The organism is Sphingobium sp. TomTYG72, assembly GCF_055394715.1.
The window spans coordinates 864185-884797 of sequence record NZ_AP027336.1 but is presented as its reverse complement, the minus strand read 5'-3'; the positions used below and the strand labels follow the sequence as shown (position 1 = coordinate 884797).

Here is a 20613-nt window from a genome sequence, read left to right as displayed (position 1 = left end):
CCTGATGCGTTAGGCGCTTATGGCCGTCTTCAACCGGGACTCTGCCGACGAAGTATCGCGTGGCGCGCGGGCCGTGGTCGTGCGCGCTGAAACTCACGGCGTCGAAAGGCGTGATAGTGACGCCCGCCTTGAGGAGGCGAAAGGCCTCGCTCTGGCTATCGGCATAGACGTGCGCGCGGCGCAGGCGTTTCGCGTGCGGGATCGGAAACCCGCAACTTTGTTCGGAAGTGGTCAGGTCGACCAGATCGCAACGCTTGCGCGGATGGAAGATGCCGAACTGGTGATTGTCGACAACGCGTTGAGCCCGGTTCAGCAAAGCAATCTTGAAAAGGCGACCGAAGCCAAGGTGATCGACCGAACCGGGTTGATCCTGGAAATCTTCGGGGAGCGTGCGGCCACCAATGAGGGACGCCTTCAGGTCGAACTGGCCCATCTCGATTATCAGGCGGGCAGGCTGGTGCGCAGTTGGACCCACCTTGAACGGCAGCGTGGCGGCTTTGGATTCCTTGGCGGCCCCGGTGAAACGCAGATCGAGGCGGACCGGCGGATGATCCGGGATCGCATGGCAAAGATCAGGCGTGAACTTGACCAGGTGACCCGTACCCGCAGTCTGCATCGGGCACGGCGGCAAAGAGCTCCTTGGCCGGTGATCGCGCTCGTCGGTTATACCAATGCTGGCAAGTCCACGCTTTTCAACCGCATGACGGGCGCCGATGTCATGGCGGAAGATTTGCTGTTCGCGACGCTGGACCCCACCATGCGCCAGATCGCATTACCGGGATTGGACAAGGCGATCCTGTCGGACACTGTCGGTTTTGTGTCGGATCTTCCGACTCAGCTTATTGCGGCGTTTCGCGCCACGCTGGAAGAAGTTCTGTCCGCTGACCTCATCATACATGTCCGCGACATCGCGCATCCCGATAGCGAGGCGCAGCGCGATGATGTGCTGGACGTGCTGAGTGAGCTTGGTGTTGCGGGTGAGGGCGCTCTTGAGGGCGGAGCAGGGGACGACGCTCCCCCGATTATCGAGGCTTGGAATAAACTTGATCTGCTCGGTGAGGAAGAAGCTACGCAACTTCGGGAAATTGCGGAGCGGCGCGGAGATGTCGTGATCCTTTCCGCTCTGACTGGGGACGGCGTGGATGATCTGCAACGATGCATAAGCGCCCGACTGACTGCTGGCGCGCAAATCCATCAACTTCGAGTGCCGTTGGCGGATGGCGCTGCCGTTGCCTGGCTGCACGAGCATGGTGAAGTGATAGAAAGCGAAACGGTCGATAGCGAGCTTGTCGTCAAGGTTCGGCTGTCCGACTCTGCCTTTGCTCGTTTCAGCAAACGCGCGGGTTCTTGATCGATTAAGGGCGGGCCAATTCGCGTTTGGCCTGCTGCCACAGAGCTTCTTTTCCATCAAGGTCGAGGCTTTGAAATCGATCGCCAGCGGTCTGTTCCATGACGCGGAATCGGGCTTCGAATTTCGCGCTGGCGGCCCGTAGCGCGGCTTCCGGATCGACCTTCAGGTGCCGGGCCAGATTGACGACAGCAAACAGCAGGTCGCCGACCTCCTCCTTATGTTCTTCGGGCGATGTGGCGTCGTGAACTTCCTGCAATTCCTCTTCAATCTTCGCGACCGCACCTTGGGTGTCGGGCCAGTCGAAACCTGTGCGGGCGGCGCGCTTCTGGAGCTTTTCGGCGCGGAGTAGTGCGGGGAGCGCGTTGGCAACGCCAGCGAGAGCACTGCTGTCGGGTTCCCTGGCGGCGCGTTCGGCTGCTTTGATCGCTTCCCATTGGGCATGGCCATGTTCGCGTTCGGCACCTTTGCCGAAGATGTGCGGATGGCGGCGGATCATCTTGTCGGTGACGCCGTCGATCACGTCCTGGAGATTGAAGTGCCCGACCTGTTCGGCCATGCGACTGTGGAAGGCTACCTGTAGCAGGAGGTCGCCGAGTTCGTCGCAGAGCGCGGGCATGTCGTTACGTTCGATCGCGTCGGCGACTTCATAGGCTTCCTCGATCGTGTAGGGCGCGATGCTGGCGAAATCCTGCTGGATATCCCAGGGACATCCGGTTTCCGGATCGCGGAGACGGGCCATGACGTTGGCGAGCGGCATGATGTCGGCGGGGCTCGCTTTGGTGCTGGATGACATGGGGGTCCTGAAATCAAGAAGGAGGTGGCGAGAAGATAGAGTTTTGGTTGGGGGAAGGCTATCCCTTCCAGAGTGATATTTGTACGATAATATATATTATGTTAAATATAAATTGGGGTGGCCGTTCCGGAGCGTACCCAGATGAAGCAATTAGAGGCAATTAGTCGCTGTCACCGATAGTCACCTGCCACCGAAAACCGGGCCGTGCATTGCCTGAAGGCGGCGCTCCCCACATTCGTGACGTGAACGCCCCCACATATCAGTCTTCCCGGATTTGGCTGTGGCGGCGGGTGTCGGGCATTTTGATGTAGATGATCAGCGATATGGCGATCATGACGCTTACATAGATGTAAAATGCCTGTTCGATGCCGATCTGCTTGAAATAGAGCGCCACGAATTCGGCCGTGCCGCCGAACAATGTGTTCGCCAAGGCATATGGCAACGCGACGCCAAGAGCGCGGATATGGGCCGGGAAAAGCTCCGCCTTCACGACGGCGTTGATCGATGTGTAGCCGGTGACGATGATCAAGCCCGCCATCACCAGCAGGCCCGCTATCAAGGGATCACGAGTTACGGCAAGCGTGGCGAATATCGGATAAGTGAACAGCAAGCCCAGGATGCCGAACCCGATCATCAACGGTTTACGCCCGATCCGGTCGGAAAGCGCCCCGGCTACAGGTTGCAACAACATGAAAAAGAACAAGGTTATCCCATTGATCTGTGATGCTGTTTCCCGGCTTAGCCCCGACGTGTTCACCAGGAATTTCTGCATGTAGATGGAATAGGCATAGAAAGCGATGGTGCCGCCCGCCGTGAGCAGCATCACGGTCAGCGTTTCGCGAGGATGCTTGGTGATGAGCTCGACAAAGCCGGATCGCGGCGCTCCTTCGGCTTTCGCCGCGTGGTAGCTCTGCGTTTCACTGAGCCCACGGCGCAGCCAGAAGACGATCACGGCCAGCGCACCACCAATCACGAAAGGTATCCGCCATCCCCAGGCATCAAGCTGCGCAGTGGTCAGCACGCCCTGAAGGACAAGCAGCACGCAAATTGCGACGAGTTGCCCGGCGATAAGCGTAACATATTGAAAGCTTGAGAAGAAGCCGCGCCGATCTCGTCCCGCCATTTCAGACAGATAGGTTGCGCTGGCCCCATATTCGCCGCCGATCGAAAGGCCCTGCATCAGGCGGGCAAGGACGAGTAGCAGGGGCGCCCCTACCCCGATCACATCATAGCCGGGCGTCACGGCAATAAGCAGCGAACCCGCGCACATGAGAGCCACGGACAGGGTGAGACCGCTTTTGCGTCCATGTCGGTCAGCATAAATGCCCATCAGCCAAGCGCCGATCGGCCGCATCAGGAAGCCCACGGCGAATATCCCTGCGGCGCTCAAAAGCTGGGCGGTGCGATCTTCGCTCGGGAAGAAATGCGGTGCGAAATAGAGTGTGAAGGCGGCATAGGCGTACCAGTCATACCATTCCACGAGATTGCCGGTGGAACCGCCGATGATCGCCTTCAACCTTTCACGCTGGGTCGGTGCGCGCAGCGCCAAGGTTGCCGTCATGGATTCAGCACCATCTCACCATTTTCGACGCCCCAGCTTTTGAGCCGGGACAGCATGTTCATCCCTATGACGTTCACCTCACCAAAGGCGGGCGATATGACGATCGGAAGATCGCTAGACCGGATTGGGCCGATGGCGAGGGTGGAGATGGAGGAACGCTTGGCGTCAATCTGACCGTTGGCGGTCATCATCGACACGCCCGGTGCGTTCAGGTCAAAATTGAGCCCGGCCGCACGCGCCGAGGGGACGGAAAGGGCCGTGATGCTGGCGCCGCTGTCTATGAGGAAACGGGTGGCAGTGCCATTGACTGTTCCTTCGACCCAGAAATGTCCGTCAGGCGCCATGGGAATGCGAAGTGCCTGACCTTCGGCGCGGGCAGGAGGCGGTGTTGGGGGCGTTTCCTGCGAAACCGGCCCTGCCCATTCCCCAGCCATTCTGGTAGAGAAAAGTCCGGCTTTCTCACCAATTTTGAACAATCCCAGCAGGGCCGCGAATATGGCGACCCAGACCAGTGCAAGGCGGAGCATGCCAGCCATGGGCATGCGGCGAGCCAGCAAGGCGGAGCCGACGAGAACAAGCGCGAGCACATACCAGATGCTGGAAGCCGCCTGATCCCCATTCATGCCGTCAGCCCCCATCCCCGTTCAATTCGATCCACATGCCATCATAGCCGGGCTCCACGCCGTCCGGCAGCGTTTTCAACAGAGCCGCATAGTCCATGCTTTGATCCATATGCGTGAGAACGGCGCGGCCGGGACGGACGGCCGAAATGCCATCGAGGGTCAGGGCCAGATGCGGATGGGTCGGATGCGGCTTTTCGCGGAGGGCGTCGACAACCCAGACGTCCAACCCGTCGTAAAGGCTGATCATGTCGGCTGTAAGATCATGAAAATCAGTGGCATAGCCTATCGACCGGCCACCCGATGTGAAGCGAAAGCCGGTTGAGTAAATCTCGCCATGGGGCTGGTCTGTGCAAGCGATGTCGATGTCACCGATGCGCAGGCCATCGGGCAGCACATGCGGTTCAATGGTCTGATGATAGCCCTGTCGTCCTTCAAAGGCGTAGGCAAAGCGTTCCTTCAGAAGTTTGAGCGTCTGGCGGCGGGCATAGCCTGGCACGGGCGTGCGGCGGTGGTGGTAAAGCTGGCGCACGTCATCGATGCCGTGACAATGATCCGCATGGTCGTGGGTCCAGAGAATGGCGTCGATATGGATGACATCGGCGGCCAGCAACTGGGCACGCATGTCGGGGGACGTATCGATCAGGAGGCGCGTGGTGGGGCTTTCTACCAGGATCGAGGCCCGTGTCCGCCGGTTCTTCGGCTCGGCAGGGTCGCAGCTTCCCCAGTCATTGCCGATCCGCGGGACGCCCGAAGAAGTGCCGCAGCCCAGGATGGTGAGCTTAAGGCTCATGCCTTTTGCGCTGCTCCGGCCTTGCTGAACAAGCTGTGGAAGTTCGCTGAGGTTGCGGCGGCCAGTTGCTCCACGCTTTCGCCGCGCAGCTTTGCCAGGAAGCGCGCGGTATCGGCGACGAATGCCGGTTCGCAGGGCTTGCCACGGTGCGGCACGGGCGCGAGGAAGGGAGAGTCCGTTTCGACCAGCAGCCGGTCGAGCGGCAGACGGGCAGCGGTTTCCTGAAGATCCTTCGCGCTCTTGAAGGTCACGATGCCCGAAATGCTGATGTAGAAGCCGAGGTCCAGGGCCGCATCGGCAAAGGCTCCGCTGGCGGTGAAGCAGTGGATGACGCCGGGATAGACGCCCTGCCCCATTTCCTCGCGCAGGATGGCGAGGGTATCCTCCTCGGCATCGCGGGTGTGGACGATGAGGGGCAGGCCGGTCGCGCGGGACGCGGCGATATGGGCGCGGAAGCTGCTTTGCTGCCGGGCGCGGTCGCTATGATCATAATAATAGTCGAGGCCGGTTTCCCCGATGCCTACGACCCGTGGATGGGCGGCGCGTTCGATCAGTTTGGCCGTGTCGATGTGGGGATGTTCGTCGGCCTCGTGGGGATGGATTCCCACTGTGGCGTAGACATCGGGTTGCTGTTCGGCTGTCGCGAGCACCGCATCCCATTCGCTTTCGCGCGTCGCGATGTTGAGCATCAGATCGATGCCAGCGGAGCGCGCCCGTTCAAGCACATTCTGCTGATATTCGACCAAGCCTTTGTAATTCAAGTGGCAATGACTGTCGATCAGCATGGGGTCAGGCGTCCGCTTCGGTGAGTTCGAGGCGCGGGAAGAGTGGCTTGGGCGCGCTGAGGGTGAAGCCGCTGGCGCGGAGGTCGGCGTAGCTGCTGCTGCCGATCGCTTCGTAGGTCCGGCTCGTCTGCGGAACGCCCATCTGATCGAGCAGCGCGGTGGCGCTGGCCGGGATCACGGGCTGGATGATGATGGCGAGGTTGGCGATGGCTTCGTAAAGCGTCGCCAGCACCGCTTCCATCCGCGCCGGGTCGGTCTTGCGCAAGGCCCAGGGTGCTTGCGCGTCGATATAAGCGTTGCAGGCGAACACGGCGCGCATCCATGCTTCGATCGCTGTGGAGGGCGCGAGATCGGCCATGGCGGTTTGGAAGGTTTGGGCAGCGTCGCTGATTGTTTTCAGCAGATCGCGGTCCACATCCTGCGGCGCGGGTTCGGGCAAGCGACCTTCGAGATTCTTGGCGATGAAGCTCAGGGTCCGCTGCGCCAGATTTCCGAAGCTGTTGGCTAGGTCGCTGTTCGATCGGGCAACGATCGCCTCTGCGCTGTAGCTGCCGTCATTGCCGAAAGTGACTTCGGACAGGAGGAAATAGCGGAGCTGGTCCACGCCGAAACGCTCGGCCAGTTCCATCGGGTCGGCGACGTTGCCGACTGACTTCGACATCTTCTCACCACGGTTGAGGAGGAAGCCGTGACCGAAGATCTGCTTGGGCAAAGGCAGCTTTGCACTCATCAGGAATGCTGGCCAGTAAACGGTATGAAAACGCACGATATCTTTTCCGATAATGTGCGTGATGTCGCCACCTTCCGACCAGTAGCGCGCCATGCGCTCGGCGTTGTCGGGATAGCCGCAGCCGGTCAAATAATTGGTGAGCGCATCGACCCAGACATACATGACATGAGATGTACCGGCTTCGGCACTGCCCGGAACCTTGACGCCCCAGTCGAAGCTGGTGCGCGAGACGCTGAGGTCGGAAAGGCCGCCTTCTACGAAGCGCATGATTTCGTTGCGCCGGCTGTCGGGCTGAATGAAGTCGGGCTGGCTGTTGTAGAGGTCGAGCAGCTTTTGCTGATAGGCGGACAGGCGGAAGAACCAGCTTTCCTCGACAGTCCATTCGACCGGCGTGCCCTGAGGTGAGAGCTTTTCGCCCCCTTCCCCATCGACCAGTTCCTTTTCGTCGTAAAAGGCTTCGTCGCGGACCGAGTACCAGCCTTCATAGCGGCCGAGATACAGGTCGCCATTGGCCTCCATCGCCTGCCAGATGGCTTGGGATGCGCGGTGATGGTCAGGCTCGCTGGTGCGGATGAAACGATCATAGCTGATGTTCAGACTGTCGTTCATATCCTTGAAATAGCCTGACATTTCGTCAGCAAGGGCGCGCGGTTCGATGCCGCGCGTGCGGGCGGCCTGATCCATTTTCAGGCCATGTTCGTCAGTGCCGGTCTGAAAGAAGACGTCGCGGCCCATCATCCGCTGGAACCGAGCGATCGCGTCGGTGGCGATCACCTCATAGGCATGGCCGATATGGGGGCGGCCGTTGGGATAGCTGATGGCGGTGGTGATGGTGTAGGGCTGCGACATGCGCCTTCCCTAGCGGCTGTTAAGGCGCGCGCAAAGCCTGCTTTTCAACGCTGATCCGGGGCGAGCGCGGCGACATGGCCCGCGAGTTCGAAAGCAACGGCTGCGGGGTCGAGCGAGAGGATGATGGCGCCGCTGGCGAGTTGGCGGGCGGCTTCCCAGTGGTCCAGTGCTGTGCCGAGCGCGGGGCCGCTGCGCTGGCGGGCGGCGTCGGCGATGAAGGCGGGGACGCGTTCGAGGAAGGCTTCATAGCGGGGGCGCGCAGCTTTGCCGGAGAGCTGCTTTGCGAGGATGAGGCGGTGGCGGTTGCCGGGGTCGCCATCCGCCGCGATGGCGCGGAGCATGCGGTCCAGGTCGGTTACGTCGAGGCCCGCGTAGCGCAGGGCCTTCCCGGGCGCGCCCTCTCCCAGGGCGGCAAGCGCCTCTATGTCTGCGGGTGGGAGGTCCGGCTGCTCTCGGCGGAGGATGGTGCGCATGGCTTCGCTGTCGAGCGGGTCGAAGCGCAGGGTGCGGCAGCGCGAGCGAATGGTGGGCAAGAGGCGGCCGGGCGCGTGGCTGACGAGGAAGAAGAGCATGTCGGCGGGTGGCTCTTCCAGCGTTTTGAGTAACGCGTTGGCGGCGCCGCGTTCGAGGTCGTCGGCGCTGTCTATGACGACGATGCGGCGGGGCGACAGCGACGGGGCGGACTGGACGAGGCGCTGGAGGCCGCGCACCTGATCGACGGAGATGTTGCGGGCGGTGCCGGTTTCTTTTTCCAGGCAGTAGAGTTCGGCGTAGTCGGGATGGGCTTCGGCCTCGATCAGCTTGCGGATGGGGTGATCGGTGGGGACGGACAGGCCTTCGCCGTCGGGTGCGGGGCCTGCTGCTTCGGCTAGGAGGCGAAGGGCGAGCGCGCGGGCGAAGCTAGCCTTGCCGATTCCGCGCGGGCCAGCGAGTATCCAGCCATGATGCATGCGGCCACTGCGGGCGGCGGCGAGCAGCGTGTCGGCTTGGGTGTCATGGCCGAGGATGGCGATCATGGCAGCAGGTCGTGGAGCGCTGCGAGGAGGCGCGAGGTTACGGCTTCGGGGTGGCCTGACGCGTCTATCGTGCGGATGCGGGCGGGGTCCTGATCGGCGAAGCGGGTGAAGGCGGCAGCGACATTGGCGTGGAAGGCTGCGTCGCGGCCGCCGATGCGGTCGGCGGCGTCTCCGTCGCGGGACCAGGCGCGTTGCTGTGCCTCTGCTTCAGGGAGTGTCAGGAAGAAGGTTCGGTCGGGGAGGAAGTCGGCGCTGCCGATGCGGTGGAGGGTCAGTATGTGGGCGTCGGTGAGGTCGCCCATGCCCTGATAGGCGCGGCTGCTGTCGAGGAAGCGGTCGGACAAAACCCAGGCGCCGCGATCTAGCGCGGGGCGGATTGTCTTTTCGATATGATCGGCGCGGGCTGCGGCGAAAAGGAGCGCTTCGGCGCGGGGGCTCCAGCGGTCGGCGGTGCCGGTGAGCAAAAGCGCGCGGATGGCTTCCGCGCCTTCGCTGCCGCCGGGTTCGCGGGTTTCCACGACTTCCAGCCCCTTGGCGCGCAAGGCGGCGGCGAGGGCGCGGAGCTGCGTCGATTTACCGGCGCCCTCCCCGCCCTCCAGAGTGATGAACCGGCCGCGTGTCACCCGAAGAAGGACTTCAGGCCGTTCCAGAGGCGACCGAAGATGCCGGCTTCAGACACTTCCTCACCCGCGACCAGAGGCAGCACCTGCGGCGGGGTGTCGGGGGTGGAGACGATCAGTTCGGCGACCTTCTGCCCCTTTGCGATCGGTGCCTTGATCGGGCCGGTATAGGCGACCTTGACCGAGATGTTGCCCGACGCAGTGCGGGGCAGAGTTACGGCCATGTCCTGCGGCGCGACGAGCGGCACGCTGGTTGCGCTGCCCAGCTGAACTTCAGCGGTGTCGACGGTCTGGCCCTTTTTGAAGAGCGGCTGCGCCTTCCACGCCTTGAAGCCCCAGTCCATGAACCGAACCGATTCCTCGATGCGGCCATTAAAGCTGGTAAGGCCTGCCACGACCATGACCAGGCGGCGGCCGTCCTGTTCGGCTGAACCGGTAAAGCCGTAGCCTGCTTCCTGCGTATGGCCGGTCTTCAGACCATCGGCGCCCGCGACCTTACCCAGGATCGGATTGCGGTTCCCCTGCGCGATGTCGGAGCCGCCCATGGTCTTGCCCCAGGTGAAGGAGCGGGTGGCGTAGAAGCGCTTGTAGAGGTCCGGTGTCTCCTCGATCGTGGCTTCGGCAAGAAGGGCAAGATCCTGCGCAGTTACGTAGGTGACGCCTTCATCGGGCCAGCCGTTGCTGGTGCCGAAATGGCTGTTCTTAAGACCAAGGCGCTTGGCTTCGTCATTCATCTGCGCGACGAAGGCCTGCTCCGTCCCGGCGATCCCTTCGGCCAGCACGACGCAGGCGTCATTGCCGGACAGGGTCACGATGCCGTGGAGGAGATTTTCGACAGACACCTGCTCGCCCGCCGACAGGAACATGGTCGAACCGGCCGCAGGGCCGTGCCACTGCTTCCAGGTTTCGGGGCGGACGGTGAATTTCGTGTCGAGCTTCAGGTCGCCCTTCTGGATCAGGCGGAAGGCGACGTGCGCCGTCATCATCTTCGCCATGGAGGCGGGCGGCATCCGCGTTTCGCCGCCCTTGTCATAGAGCACGGCGCCCGACGACAGGTCCTTCATGTAAGCGATGGGCGCCTCACTGGTGTAAGGAGGCGCGGCGGCCGTGAGAGGCTGCGCCAGCAATCCGACGAAGAGGATGGCGGCTAGTGACTTGTTCATGAGGACTGCCTTCGCACTGATGGATTCGGGTGATGAGAATGCCGTGCCCCTGTCATTAGCCATGACAGACACATTCTCAAGAGGGCTGGCGCTTTACTGCCTGACGGCGTCGGCAAGCAGCCCGACCGACAGCGCGTAGAAATTCGAGCAATTATAATCAAGGATCGCCCGGTAATTGCTGGTGAGCAGATAGGCGGTCTTGCCCGGACCATCGGGTTCGAGCAGCGTTGCCATGACCGTGTCCGCTGGCCAGCTGCCGCCGGTCGGGACGATGCCCCGGCTGCGCCATTCGGCCATTGTCAGCCAGCGGCTGTGACGATTGAACACTCGGGGACAACGCGCGGGTGAAAGCCGTGCCGATACGCTAGCCCGGTTGAACCCGGCGGGCACCGATACGGCGACGCCCCATGGCTGGCCGCGCCGCCAACCGGCATTGACGAAATAATTGGCGATGGAGGCCAGCGCGTCCGCTTCGCTGTTCCAGATATCGACGCGTCCATCGCCGTCGCCATCCTTGCCCAGACGCAGATAGACGCTGGGAAGAAATTGGGGATAGCCCGTCGCCCCTGCCCAGCTGCCGATCAGGCGGCTGCGCGGCACGCCATTGTCCAGCATCTTGAGCGTCGCCAGCAATTCCGGTTCGAACAGGGTGCGGCGGCGCCCTTCATAGGACAGCGTCGCAAGCGAGCGGATGAGGTCGAAGTCGCCGGTATAGGAACCATAATTGGTTTCATGGCCGTAGATCGCGACCATGATTTCCTCCGGCACGCCGGTTTCCACCTCTATCCGAGCAAGCCGGGCGCGGTTCGCCTGATAAGCGGTGCGGCCACGGCTGATGCGCGCGGCATCGACATGCTGGCGCCGATAGGGTTCGAAATTGGGAATGGGCGAATAGGCCCCTCCCCCCGGCTGGTTCTGATCCAGTTGGACGACGCGCGGGTTCGGCGTGAGCGTGGGGAAGACGGAATCCAGCGTGGAAGAGCGGATGCCCATCGCCTGCGCCTTTGGTCGTAGCGTTTCCAGATAGCTGCGAAAACCCGCGTCCTGCGCCATGTCCTGCGTCATGCCAGGCCCCGCCATCAAGCTGCCCGCCGTGACGACGGCAAGACGCAGTAGAAGCGAGTGAATGGTTGAACGCATTAGAGAATCTCCCTCAGCCCTTTGTGGCACAGCGACAGCAGGAGGCGAAATCCCCCTTGTCGCTTCCGTTCCCAGAAGAACGCGCCGAAAGCGGATTTTGCTCATTTTACGCTTGGCATGACGCAAAGCTTCGCTAGGAAGCGAGCGGACGGACAGGTGGCCGAGTGGTTTAAGGCAGCGGTCTTGAAAGCTGCTGGGGGTTGCGAGGCTGCATCGGGCGTGATGGAGGAAAAGGAAGGCAATTAGAGTCGCTTAGCGACAGGTCGGTAACATGCTGCGCGAGCGCGATTTTCGCCTTTGTAGCAGAGTTGTAGCCGCCGTCGCTGGGCCGGCATGGAAGTGTGGCCGAGTGGTTTAAGGCACTGGTCTTGAAAACCAGCGACGGTGCAAGCCGTCCGTGGGTTCGAATCCCACCGCTTCCGCCAACTAGAATGAAGCAGGGGAATATCGATGGCGATAGAAGACGACATCATTAAGCTGCGCGCCCGCATCGCCGCGCTGGAACTCGCCACGGTCACTCAAACTCTGCTGGAGGGCGCCTCCGAGCCCGGCTTCAATCCTATCGAGTTCGCCGCTCAACGTGCATCGTTCTGGAAGCAGATCGGCGAATCTCTGAATGACGATGGCGAGCCCAGCAGTGCAGCTTTTGAAGAAGCTCTGACGAAGCTAGGCAACCTACTGTCCATGATGGCAAAGCCGATCGATGCAGAGTTGCAGAAGCGGCAGAGCGAAGGCTCATAGCAGCACCCCGCGCACGAGGCGCAGGGTGCTGACAGCGTCAGGGCGGAAGGAGTGTCGCCTACCCCCGCTGCTGCGGATGTTCGATTAACGAGGGACCGTCCGCTGATCCTCGGCGCGGGTGAAGGCGACAAAAGCCCGCGCAACCCCATGCTGCTACTGGCCGGCACCGTCAGCGAGCATATGCCAGCGCCCATACCCCGCCCTCGTCCCATTCACGGAGATGGTCGAGGATTCGCAGGAAGTCCCCTGCCAGCGTGCCAGCCATCACCTCCGCATATGTGGCATCGGCGAACGCGTCGAACGAGCCACACATGATGACGATGGGCGACGGTCGCGGCTTCCGAGCGGTCTCCAGTTTCGCCACGCGGCGCTGAAGTGCCCGAAGGCCCGCCACTGTGGTTAGCCCTTCTTGGCGAGCGCCCTGCTCACCTCAATGTCAGCGGCCAGCGCACCGCCCGCGAGTTCGGCGTTCTCGTCCGCGACACCGAAATGGCGCTGCACGATGCGGTCGGCATGTTCGATGGACATGCCATACTTCTCCGCCTTCGGGTGCGAACCGGGTTCGGCGGCTTTCAGAGATTCGGTATTGTCAGTCATGGGCGTATCACCTTCAGTTGAGTGAGAATGTCGTAGGCTTCGGCGCGGACCTCCCGGTCGTCGCAGTCGCGCATCAGTTCACACATGCTGGCAACCGCTATCTGGCGCAGTTCCCCGCGCTCCTGATCGTTCAGGGTGGCGAGCATGTTGGCAAACGGCGTCCAGCGGTCGGTGTTGAGAATGTCGCCGTGGTTGAGGGGCACGACGTAGAGCGGGCGCGCCATCTGGTCCGCGATGGCCACAGCCCAATCCAAGCATTCCTGATAGGCGCTGATTGGGAGGTAACGCAGGCTGCGACCGGCAACGGTTCCGGGCGTATCGCCCTCGCCGAATAGGATCACCTGCACCAGAACGTCATCCGGTTCCGGTGCCTCCGTGAAGACACGGTTCCGCTGTGTGGTTATCGTCGTCATGAGCCGGTGCCCCTATGTGTCAATCGTCGGGGTACGGTCGGTCGCATCGCCGACCTTTCCAACCGAAGTGCAACAAATTGCAGTTCACGTTCGGGCATCGGACGCGGCCTCCAACGCTTCAATCCGAGCCTCAAGGGTCTCCTGCATCCGCACGTCGCCAAGGCGGGCGATGCTGTCGATGATGAGCCGACCGACATCAGGAGCGAGTTGTCCGCGCGCTACGCCATCCAGCACCTGGGCGACCTGCTCGCTGATCGGGGCGGACGCATCAAACTCGAACTGCACCTTCTCCGCCTGCGCCTTGATGCTGGGCAGGCACTTCGCCATCAGAATCGCAGCCGAGTTGCTATCTCCCTCCAGCGCCTTCCCGATCAGCACCGCGACGATGTTACGCATCTCGTCGAGCATCTGTTGTGTGGCCAGCAAACGCCGATCCGGGATGCCTGCGGGCCTTCCGGCAGGATTCGGGCTAGGTCCGCCAGCGATCCAGTTCGGATTACCCGGCCCGCGAGGCTCGGCTGCAGGTGGCGGAGGCGTAGGCTTCCAGTCCGTGCCCCATGGAGGGGTGATGGCGTTCATCGAACTACCTCGATTTGATTAGAACAAGCGTCAGACCGGGATGGCGAACGCTTCGTTGGACTCTTTCACCTGTTTGCGCACCATTGCCGGGGTGATCGTTTTGACGAGGACCGGCGCGCCGTTCACCTTCGACGTTTCGTAGATCTTGATGTCGCCGACCGCATCGGTCACCGCCTTGGTCAGCAGCTTGTATCGGTTGTTGAGCATGTCAGCCGCTGCCTTCATCGCGCGGACCTTCTTGGCTTCAAGCGGGCGCTGGGCATTGTGCCAGTCGCGCAGAAACTCGGCGTGCAGTTCGGGTTCGAGGCCGGAGAGGTAGGGACGACCGCCGAGGACCGCCGTGACAGTCACATCATCGCCCGCCTCGATTGCCTGCCGCAGCGCGTTCATGCGCGGACCCGGTTTCAGGTCGCGGAAGTAGGCGCGGATTTCCGAAGCCATGGACGCGGTAGCGCGCTGCTCGACGGGCGCGTTCAACTCCTTGTCCATCGTCGCGATATTGGCGTTCAGCGTGTCCACAGCGCGGGACCACGACGCATAGACCTTGTTCATCACCTTGGTGGCGTGATTGTCGACCGCGACTAGGCGCGCCGCATCATTCCAAGTCGGATTCCTCTCCGCGCCAGCCTTGGCGTCGTGGATCGACTGCAACGCTTTGAATGCCTCGTCCACCGCTGTCTCGGTCTGGCCAAGCAACGGACGAGTGTCGTCGTCGTAGTCGAGAATCTCACCCGCGATACCGGGATGAAGCGTGGGCGAAATACGGATGTCCATTTCATCGGACATTTTGGGGCCTCCTATGCTTGATGCGGCTAAACATTGGCTACAAGCTAGGAAGGGCGGTTGAAGGTCCGCAAGCAATTATTTTGCTATTACAATTACTTAGGTCAGTTCTGCGGCAGACCCACAGCAAAGAACATATACGCGGCTCGGCGATTTGCGGGTGATGACCACGGTCAGCTGTGGAACAAACTAGGAAACCCTTGATCCTGAGCTTCACTCCGGCAAGTATGTGCTGAGGGGAAAGGGGGTAAGATGACGAACAGGGTTCATATAGACGCACCCGCCGGTGTGGTGGAAATCGAAGGCGAGAAGGATTTCGTAGAGGGGCTTCTTGCGAAGCTGTTCCCGCTGTTGGAGGAGGCTGGCTTCGGCAGCCGACCGCCGAATGGCTCTCCGGCGCAGGCAATTGACGAGCCGGCGGAGGCCGATGATGCAGCACCGGAGCAGGCTGGGAAACCCAGAGCCAAGAGACGGAAAGTAAGTGCGCCGCCAAAGGGGCAATCTTGCGCTGCTAGGATTTTGACGCTCAAGGACGAGGGGTTCTTCAAGGATCATCGGTCTGCCACAGAGATTGTTGAAGGTCTCAAAGGAAAGGGCTGGACTCACGCGCCCAATCAAGTTGGCGCTGCGCTAACGCAGATGTTCGGCAGGGGTGACATTCAGCGCACAAAAGAAGGCAACGGTGCGTGGAAATACTTCTGGGATAGGGGCTGATATTTGAGTCTTCCAAGCCTGAGAGACACGTTAAGCGCGATACCGGCTGGGCTGCGCGACCCTCTTATCGATGAATTTGAGCAGGCGCTTGATGAATACCGCGCTGCGGACTGGGAAAAGGTCGGCCTCAAGGCAGGTAAGTTCTGCGAGATTGCCTATTGCGTTTGCGCCGGTCATGCGACCGGCACCTACGCAGCGACACCGTCCAAGCCGAGCAACTTTCCTCAGGCTTGTCGCAACCTTGAGCAGCACAACGGCACAAAAGGTAAGTCGCTGTGTATGCAGGTTCCGAAGGTGCTTGCGGCGCTCTATGAGCTGCGGAACAACCGCGCCATCGGCCATGTGTCTGCCGAGGTCAGCCCCAACCACATGGATGCGGAGCTTTTCCTCCGCGGCATGAAATGGGTGATGGGGGAACTCGTCCGCAACTACTCGAAACTCCCGCTTGCCGACTCCCATGCCGTTGTCGAGGCGGTGACCGCTCGGACTTTCCATATGGTGTGGTCGAGTGGTGATGTTCGGCGCGTTCTCGAACCGGCAAAAACCTCGGGTCAGAAAGTGCTGATCCTGCTCTACGCCGAAAGCAAACCCGTCTCGGTGTCCCAGCTACAAGCATGGGTCGAGTATAAGAATGGAACCGACTTCAAACGCAAGGTGCTGAAGGATCTTCATAAGAAGGCGTTGGTCCACTTTGACGAGAAGGCAGCCACCGTCCAGATTCTGCCGACCGGGCAGTCGCTCGTAGAGAAGTCCGGCCTGCTGGTGACAAAGTGACCACACAGGCGCGGGCAACGCACCAAAGCACTTTTGCCGTTGACCACGCGCGAACTGACTTAGCGTTGCTTTGGTGCGTTTCCCTATAGGGGCTAACGCAGCAACGCGGCTGCGTAGCGCCCCGCCCTAGGGGCGTTACGCGCACCAAAGCGCACCAATAACGCCCCAACGCACCAAAGCCGGTCGATGTGGTCAAAGCGGGTCAACGGGGCGAAGATGGTTGTGCGCGCCGCCGCGTCCTGAACTGGCCTTGGCTTCGATCACGACCCGCCCATCTTCGAGCAAGCGGCGCAAGGTATTGCGGGTCGCCTTCTGCGAAATTGGGCTGATGTCTTCCAGCGTCCGCCCGGAGTGGCGAACCCCCTTTTCCCACTCGTCCCTGAGTAGCTGCCAGAGCAGGTCCGAATTCTTCCGCATGGACGCCGCCGCGCCCTCGGACGCCGACACCGCTTCATGGCGCTGGAACGTATAACCATGCCGCTTGAGGTAGATGTCGGGCTGTGGTTCGCACCATGTCATCTTGGGTCGGGCAAGAACGAAACCGCCCTCCTTCTCCCCAAGCGTATCGCCTGTCCTCTCCGTCCATTTTTCAGGGGTGAGGCGCTGTAGGACATGCACCATGCGGGCACCGTCAGCGAGCGCGCTGCCGCCGCGACCGCTATACTGGTCTAGCGTTTCCTCGCGAGCGTTGGCCTTGCCGGTGTGGTGAACATACAGCACGGCGCACCGCACGGTATTCCTGATGCGCCGCGCGGCATCAATCATGCCCTGTTCCGCGTCGTTAATGCGGCTTTCGCCAACACCGAATGACACCATCGGGTCGATGACGACGAGCGACGGACAGAGCAGGCCAACCTCTACAATCAGCCGATCAAGCTGCTTGCTGGGCATCACCACGTCCTTCTCCACCGTGGTCAGCTTGATCCCCTTGCCCGATACGTCGGTGATGATGACGCTATCGCGCACCTCCTGAACTTGCTCGTCGGTCAGACCAAGCTCGTGACACATGAAGCGCAACCGGGCGATCAGCGTCTCGCGGCTGTCCTCTGCCGTCAGCAGGACCACTGGACCGGGTGCCCGAACCTCATAGCCGAACAGGTCCAGCCCGAGGACGATATGGATTAGCTGAAACAGCAGGAGTGTCGTCTTGCCGGTGCCACCGGGCGCGATGAATACGCCTACATCCTCATAGAACCACCGATCCACGATGCAGGGTTGCTTGCCACGCGCGCTGTTCCATTCGTCACGCGATATGGGACCGTCCAGCTTGAGCAGGTTCACCTTTTCTGAGCGGCGGTCCATTTCATCGAAGAATGCAGCAGCGACCTTGACGATGGTGCCGTGCTGAGTGCGTTCGGTGTGGTCCGCGTTGTCAGATGGAGCATCGTTCCAGAAGAACCCCTGCTTGGCGAGTTCGGGGTCAACCATGACGAGGGCTCCCGCCGGTCGGGCTACAGGTCAATGTGCGCGCATCGCCATCCGCATCCGGCGAATTTTTACGCGGCGGTGAGTTTTGCGGGAAAACACTCGGGGATTGCGGACCCACGGCGAGGTCCTGTAAATTGGTGCTGTTCACGATGATACTCCACCGGCAGGGCCACCACCCTGCCGGTATTCATGAGGGGAGGGTCAGGCAGCGACCTGTTCGCTGGTGCTGTAGCGCGCACCCGAAGCGAGCCACGCCAGCACATCGCGTTCGGAATACCGAACAATCCGCGTTCCGGGTGGTGCGAAGTGGCGCAAGGGAATGCCACGTCCGCGATAGCCTTCCAGCGTATCGGGCGAGACGCCGATCAATTCGGCAGCTTCCTTCGGATCGAGCGGACGGCCCTTGGGCGTGTAGTTGAACAGCTCACAAAGCTGGTCGAACGTCATATCGGTATCGGCGATCATGCCGGTGAACTCCACATCACCCTGCGCGCCATGGAGCGTCGATCAGGGACGTTGAGCTGTGGTCACCAGCACCGGAGGAACACCCTCCAGCAAAGTGTCCGAGTCCTGAGGGAATTTCACCCCTGCTACGTCGGCTTCGGTTCCGGGAACTTCTCTCGTGGATGCGGGTCCGGCCGCAGTCACCCGTGAGTGACGGCAGTTACCTTATGCTGCTCGTAATGGGTCGTGCAAGCGAGTTAACACTCATTTCCAACATCGGCACAGATCAGGCTGGCAGATTTTTGGTCCGTAAACCGATCAGGGGGCGATTAGCAGGTCGCCGGCCTCGACCGATTTCCCTCGATTGCGCGATTTGGACCTGACCGAGACGGCCTCTCGAATACAGGCCGGCTACAGCCCCGATCGGCACCGTGCCGCCCCTACCCCGGCGGCGACCCCGGCCTCGGGGCTGTGCGCGAGGCTGCGCGGCCTGCCGCGTGCATCACCCAGCCGCGTGCAGCGACACCACATTCGCGCCGCTCGCCTTCGCTGCCTCAACCTCAATCCAGTCCGCAATCTTCTGCACCTCGGGCTGGAGCCACTGGAGGTTCGTGGTGTCGAAGTAGTGCTCGGCGGTCACGTCGCGGGTCAGATGGTTCGTGAGCAGGTCGGTGCGAAACTTCTCAATGCGGCAGCACCGAAGCGATATGTTCGTCATCGTGCGGCGTAGGTCGTGGTTCGTAAGGCGGACACCAGCCGCCGCGCTCACCTTCTTCATCACGTCGCGCGGGTCCGCAATGTGGCCGGTCTTACCCCACGAAGGAAACACGAAGTCGCCGTTCGTCAGAGCGCGGCGGCGCTTGAGCAATTCGACAGCCTGCGTGCTGAGCGGCAGGAATACCTCATGAGAATTCTTCGGATCGGGCAGATGCCAATGGCCCTCGTCCAAATTGATCTGATCCCAACGAAGGGAGTTGCCCTCGGATAGACGGCACCCGGTCAGTAGCAGCCACGTCACCAAATCGATGCTCGCGACCGTTTGCGGGTTGTGCGAATCCTCGCGCAACTGATTGAGCATATTCCAGACCGCGCCGACCTTGCTGTCGGGGATGCGTGTGGTCCGCGCCTTCAACCTCACCCGGTCGTCCTTGAGGACGGCCACGGGATTGAGCGCGACGACAGGCGACCCGTCCGCCAGCTTATATTGGCGGCTGGCATAGTTGATGAGCGCACCAAGGACGGAGAACGCCTGATTGGCTTGCCCCGGCGCGCCCTTCTTGCCGTGCAAACCGCCCGTCAGCATCTTCCGATACAGCTTCTTGCACTGGTCCTCGGTGATCGAGGCAATGGGCTTCTGCGCAAGGCTGGCGAAGGTCGTTCGCAAATGGCGTTCGATGGTTGCCTTGCTGCTCGCCTTCAGCTTGCCGGGGCGGGCGACATAAGCCTCAACCACTGTGGTCAACGTCACCTTGAGCGCTTCGTCATGCCGCTTCGCATCACGTGGGTCGATCCCCTCGCGCATGTCCTGCAACACCTTCTGCGCCCGCTTTCGCGCGTTCTCCTCGGTGTAGGTGCCAAACGCGCCGATGGTGAACTGCACCAGCTTCCCCTTCACCCGGCCCAGCGCGATGAAGGTCTTCTTACCTTCCGACGAGACGCGGAGGCCGTAGCCCTTCACTGCCGCATCCCATCTGATTTCGTATCCCTCGGTTGGGATCGCGACGCGCTCAATGAACGCCTTCGTAATCTTCACCGGCTCTTGCTTTGGCTTCGCCATATCTACGCTCCGTCGAACACATTTGTAACAGGTAATACCGTGCTACGACGTGCGCTCGCGAGCTTGCAAGGACGTTATGTTATTGATTCGTAAGGCGTTTACAGGTGTCTGCGTGCAGTGACAGGTTACTACAGGGCCGGGTGTCCCAAACTTGAAAACCGCCGTGGGTTTACGCTCACCGTGGGTTCGAATCCCACCCTGTCCGCCATTAGTTGATGGCGCGGCCCAAACTATAACAACCTGCGTTCTAACCCCATTTTTGGCTGGCCGAATACGGTCAGATAAGGACGCAACTCCCAGTCGTCCGCATTGGGCATTCTGTCAGTCGTCCCGCAGATCAGGCAACTGCGCGCGGCCGAACAGAAATTCAAAGCCGCGACGGCTGATATACCCACCAGACTCGGCTAATTCAGTTGCGCGATCCTCAGGACCACCCGGATACCGGATCCTATAGCGGACCTGCCCCAAGCGCGTCGAAAAATCGGCAAGTTCGTCGCCCGTGAATTTGACGCGTTTTACGCTCTTTTTATGGACGCGAACGGCCGTGATTTCGTCTGGAGTGTCGGGGCGCCAGTCCCACCGCGAATGGACGACTGCCTGCCTAAAATCGCTTAGGTAGAGGATTTCGTCATATTGCGCCTTCAAGACCGCTTGTCGGGCGCCGTCTTGCTTGTTGGCAACGCGTTCCATCCACAGCTTCAGCACTGAGCTAAATTGAGCATTGTTCATTGAGGCGGGCAGGTCTTCACCATCCTCGAACGACAAAAGCGTTTGCTCAAAAATATCGGACTCCAAAAATCCCCACTGCGACACGATCGAGCCAATCAAAAATATTTCGCGCTCTGAAAGCTCGGTGTTAAGTACGATCGGTACTTCGCTCTTCACGACGATGGTCTCCAGTTGGGAGAGCGCTCATTGCACCCGCTCAAACTGGTTGGCGAG

General features: G+C 61.2%; 23 protein-coding genes and 1 tRNA gene. 5 read left to right on the top strand and 19 right to left on the bottom strand.

What is annotated here, in order from left to right; all coding sequences use genetic code 11:
- Positions 1-19: 19 nt before the first annotated feature.
- The gene (hflX, locus tag ACZ5U1_RS04525; RefSeq protein ID WP_464779562.1) at positions 20-1351 is read left to right on the top strand and encodes a GTPase HflX; all 1332 of its coding nucleotides are present in this window, start codon (positions 20-22) and stop codon (positions 1349-1351) included.
- 4 nt (positions 1352-1355) lie between these two features.
- On the opposite strand, the gene mazG is transcribed toward hflX, so the two are convergent.
- From mazG to ACZ5U1_RS04475, 10 genes are all read right to left on the bottom strand, one after another.
- Positions 1356-2144: a nucleoside triphosphate pyrophosphohydrolase gene (gene mazG / locus ACZ5U1_RS04520; RefSeq protein WP_464779561.1), complete on the bottom strand. Its 789-nt coding sequence runs from the start codon at positions 2142-2144 to the stop codon at positions 1356-1358.
- 259 nt (positions 2145-2403) lie between these two features.
- Positions 2404-3705, bottom strand: coding sequence for an MFS transporter (locus tag ACZ5U1_RS04515; RefSeq protein ID WP_464779560.1), 1302 nt, complete (start codon positions 3703-3705; stop codon positions 2404-2406).
- Positions 3702-4328, bottom strand: coding sequence for a retropepsin-like aspartic protease family protein (locus tag ACZ5U1_RS04510; protein ID WP_464779559.1), 627 nt, complete (start codon positions 4326-4328; stop codon positions 3702-3704). Before ACZ5U1_RS04510 ends, ACZ5U1_RS04515 begins: the two co-directional genes overlap by 4 nt.
- A gap of 4 nt (positions 4329-4332) precedes the next feature.
- Positions 4333-5118 carry an MBL fold metallo-hydrolase gene (locus ACZ5U1_RS04505; RefSeq protein WP_464779558.1) on the bottom strand — a complete coding sequence of 262 codons (786 nt, stop codon included), beginning with the start codon at positions 5116-5118 and terminating at the stop codon, positions 4333-4335.
- Complete coding sequence (locus ACZ5U1_RS04500; RefSeq protein WP_464779557.1) at positions 5115-5903, bottom strand: TatD family hydrolase; 789 nt, start codon at positions 5901-5903, stop codon at positions 5115-5117. The genes ACZ5U1_RS04505 and ACZ5U1_RS04500 overlap by 4 nt, the downstream gene beginning before the upstream one ends.
- Before the next feature lie 4 nt (positions 5904-5907).
- On the bottom strand, positions 5908-7482 hold the full coding sequence (gene metG, locus ACZ5U1_RS04495; RefSeq protein WP_464779556.1) for a methionine--tRNA ligase: 1575 nt from the start codon (positions 7480-7482) through the stop codon (positions 5908-5910).
- A gap of 44 nt (positions 7483-7526) precedes the next feature.
- Entirely contained in the window at positions 7527-8498 is a 972-nt protein-coding gene (locus ACZ5U1_RS04490; protein ID WP_464779555.1) for an AAA family ATPase, read from the bottom strand.
- Positions 8495-9121 (bottom strand): dTMP kinase, encoded by a 627-nt coding sequence (gene tmk / locus ACZ5U1_RS04485; protein ID WP_464779554.1) that lies wholly within the window; start codon positions 9119-9121, stop codon positions 8495-8497. The genes ACZ5U1_RS04490 and tmk overlap by 4 nt, the downstream gene beginning before the upstream one ends.
- Positions 9118-10281 carry a D-alanyl-D-alanine carboxypeptidase family protein gene (locus ACZ5U1_RS04480; RefSeq protein WP_464779553.1) on the bottom strand — a complete coding sequence of 388 codons (1164 nt, stop codon included), beginning with the start codon at positions 10279-10281 and terminating at the stop codon, positions 9118-9120. Before ACZ5U1_RS04480 ends, tmk begins: the two co-directional genes overlap by 4 nt.
- Positions 10282-10374: 93 nt before the next feature.
- Positions 10375-11421: a lytic murein transglycosylase gene (locus ACZ5U1_RS04475; RefSeq protein WP_464779552.1), complete on the bottom strand. Its 1047-nt coding sequence runs from the start codon at positions 11419-11421 to the stop codon at positions 10375-10377.
- Positions 11422-11756: 335 nt separating this feature from the next.
- Here ACZ5U1_RS04475 and ACZ5U1_RS04470 point away from each other — a divergent pair.
- Positions 11757-11846, top strand: a tRNA-Ser gene (locus tag ACZ5U1_RS04470).
- A gap of 25 nt (positions 11847-11871) precedes the next feature.
- Complete coding sequence (locus ACZ5U1_RS04465; RefSeq protein WP_464779551.1) at positions 11872-12162, top strand: hypothetical protein; 291 nt, start codon at positions 11872-11874, stop codon at positions 12160-12162.
- Positions 12163-12331: 169 nt separating this feature from the next.
- Here ACZ5U1_RS04465 and ACZ5U1_RS04460 read toward each other — a convergent pair whose 3' ends face one another.
- The 5 genes from ACZ5U1_RS04460 to ACZ5U1_RS04440 form a co-directional block, all read right to left on the bottom strand.
- Positions 12332-12556 carry a hypothetical protein gene (locus ACZ5U1_RS04460; RefSeq protein ID WP_464779550.1) on the bottom strand — a complete coding sequence of 75 codons (225 nt, stop codon included), beginning with the start codon at positions 12554-12556 and terminating at the stop codon, positions 12332-12334.
- Positions 12557-12561: 5 nt separating this feature from the next.
- Complete coding sequence (locus tag ACZ5U1_RS04455) at positions 12562-12759, bottom strand: hypothetical protein (RefSeq protein ID WP_464779549.1); 198 nt, start codon at positions 12757-12759, stop codon at positions 12562-12564.
- Positions 12756-13172 (bottom strand): hypothetical protein, encoded by a 417-nt coding sequence (locus ACZ5U1_RS04450; protein WP_464779548.1) that lies wholly within the window; start codon positions 13170-13172, stop codon positions 12756-12758. Before ACZ5U1_RS04450 ends, ACZ5U1_RS04455 begins: the two co-directional genes overlap by 4 nt.
- Positions 13173-13256: 84 nt before the next feature.
- Entirely contained in the window at positions 13257-13751 is a 495-nt protein-coding gene (locus ACZ5U1_RS04445) for a hypothetical protein (protein ID WP_464779547.1), read from the bottom strand.
- Between the two features lie 30 nt (positions 13752-13781).
- Positions 13782-14537 (bottom strand): hypothetical protein, encoded by a 756-nt coding sequence (locus ACZ5U1_RS04440; protein ID WP_464779546.1) that lies wholly within the window; start codon positions 14535-14537, stop codon positions 13782-13784.
- Between the two features lie 249 nt (positions 14538-14786).
- Here ACZ5U1_RS04440 and ACZ5U1_RS04435 point away from each other — a divergent pair, with 249 nt between their 5' ends.
- Both ACZ5U1_RS04435 and ACZ5U1_RS04430 read left to right on the top strand, forming a co-directional pair.
- Positions 14787-15248 (top strand): hypothetical protein, encoded by a 462-nt coding sequence (locus tag ACZ5U1_RS04435; protein WP_464779545.1) that lies wholly within the window; start codon positions 14787-14789, stop codon positions 15246-15248.
- A 3-nt stretch (positions 15249-15251) separates the two neighbouring features.
- Positions 15252-16022 carry a hypothetical protein gene (locus tag ACZ5U1_RS04430; protein ID WP_464779544.1) on the top strand — a complete coding sequence of 257 codons (771 nt, stop codon included), beginning with the start codon at positions 15252-15254 and terminating at the stop codon, positions 16020-16022.
- A 192-nt stretch (positions 16023-16214) separates the two neighbouring features.
- Here the strand turns inward: ACZ5U1_RS04430 and ACZ5U1_RS04425 are convergent, their stop codons facing one another.
- The 4 genes from ACZ5U1_RS04425 to ACZ5U1_RS04410 all read right to left on the bottom strand — a co-directional run bounded on the left by ACZ5U1_RS04425 (position 16215) and on the right by ACZ5U1_RS04410 (position 20556).
- Positions 16215-17450 carry an AAA family ATPase gene (locus tag ACZ5U1_RS04425; RefSeq protein ID WP_464779543.1) on the bottom strand — a complete coding sequence of 412 codons (1236 nt, stop codon included), beginning with the start codon at positions 17448-17450 and terminating at the stop codon, positions 16215-16217.
- A 201-nt stretch (positions 17451-17651) separates the two neighbouring features.
- A complete protein-coding gene (locus ACZ5U1_RS04420) occupies positions 17652-17915 on the bottom strand; it encodes a helix-turn-helix transcriptional regulator (protein WP_464779542.1) in 264 nt (87 codons plus the stop codon).
- Positions 17916-18396: 481 nt separating this feature from the next.
- Positions 18397-19671, bottom strand: a complete 1275-nt coding sequence (locus ACZ5U1_RS04415) for a tyrosine-type recombinase/integrase (protein WP_464779541.1) — start codon at positions 19669-19671, stop codon at positions 18397-18399.
- Positions 19672-19992: 321 nt separating this feature from the next.
- A complete protein-coding gene (locus ACZ5U1_RS04410; RefSeq protein WP_464779540.1) occupies positions 19993-20556 on the bottom strand; it encodes a hypothetical protein in 564 nt (187 codons plus the stop codon).
- Positions 20557-20613: the final 57 nt, after the last annotated feature.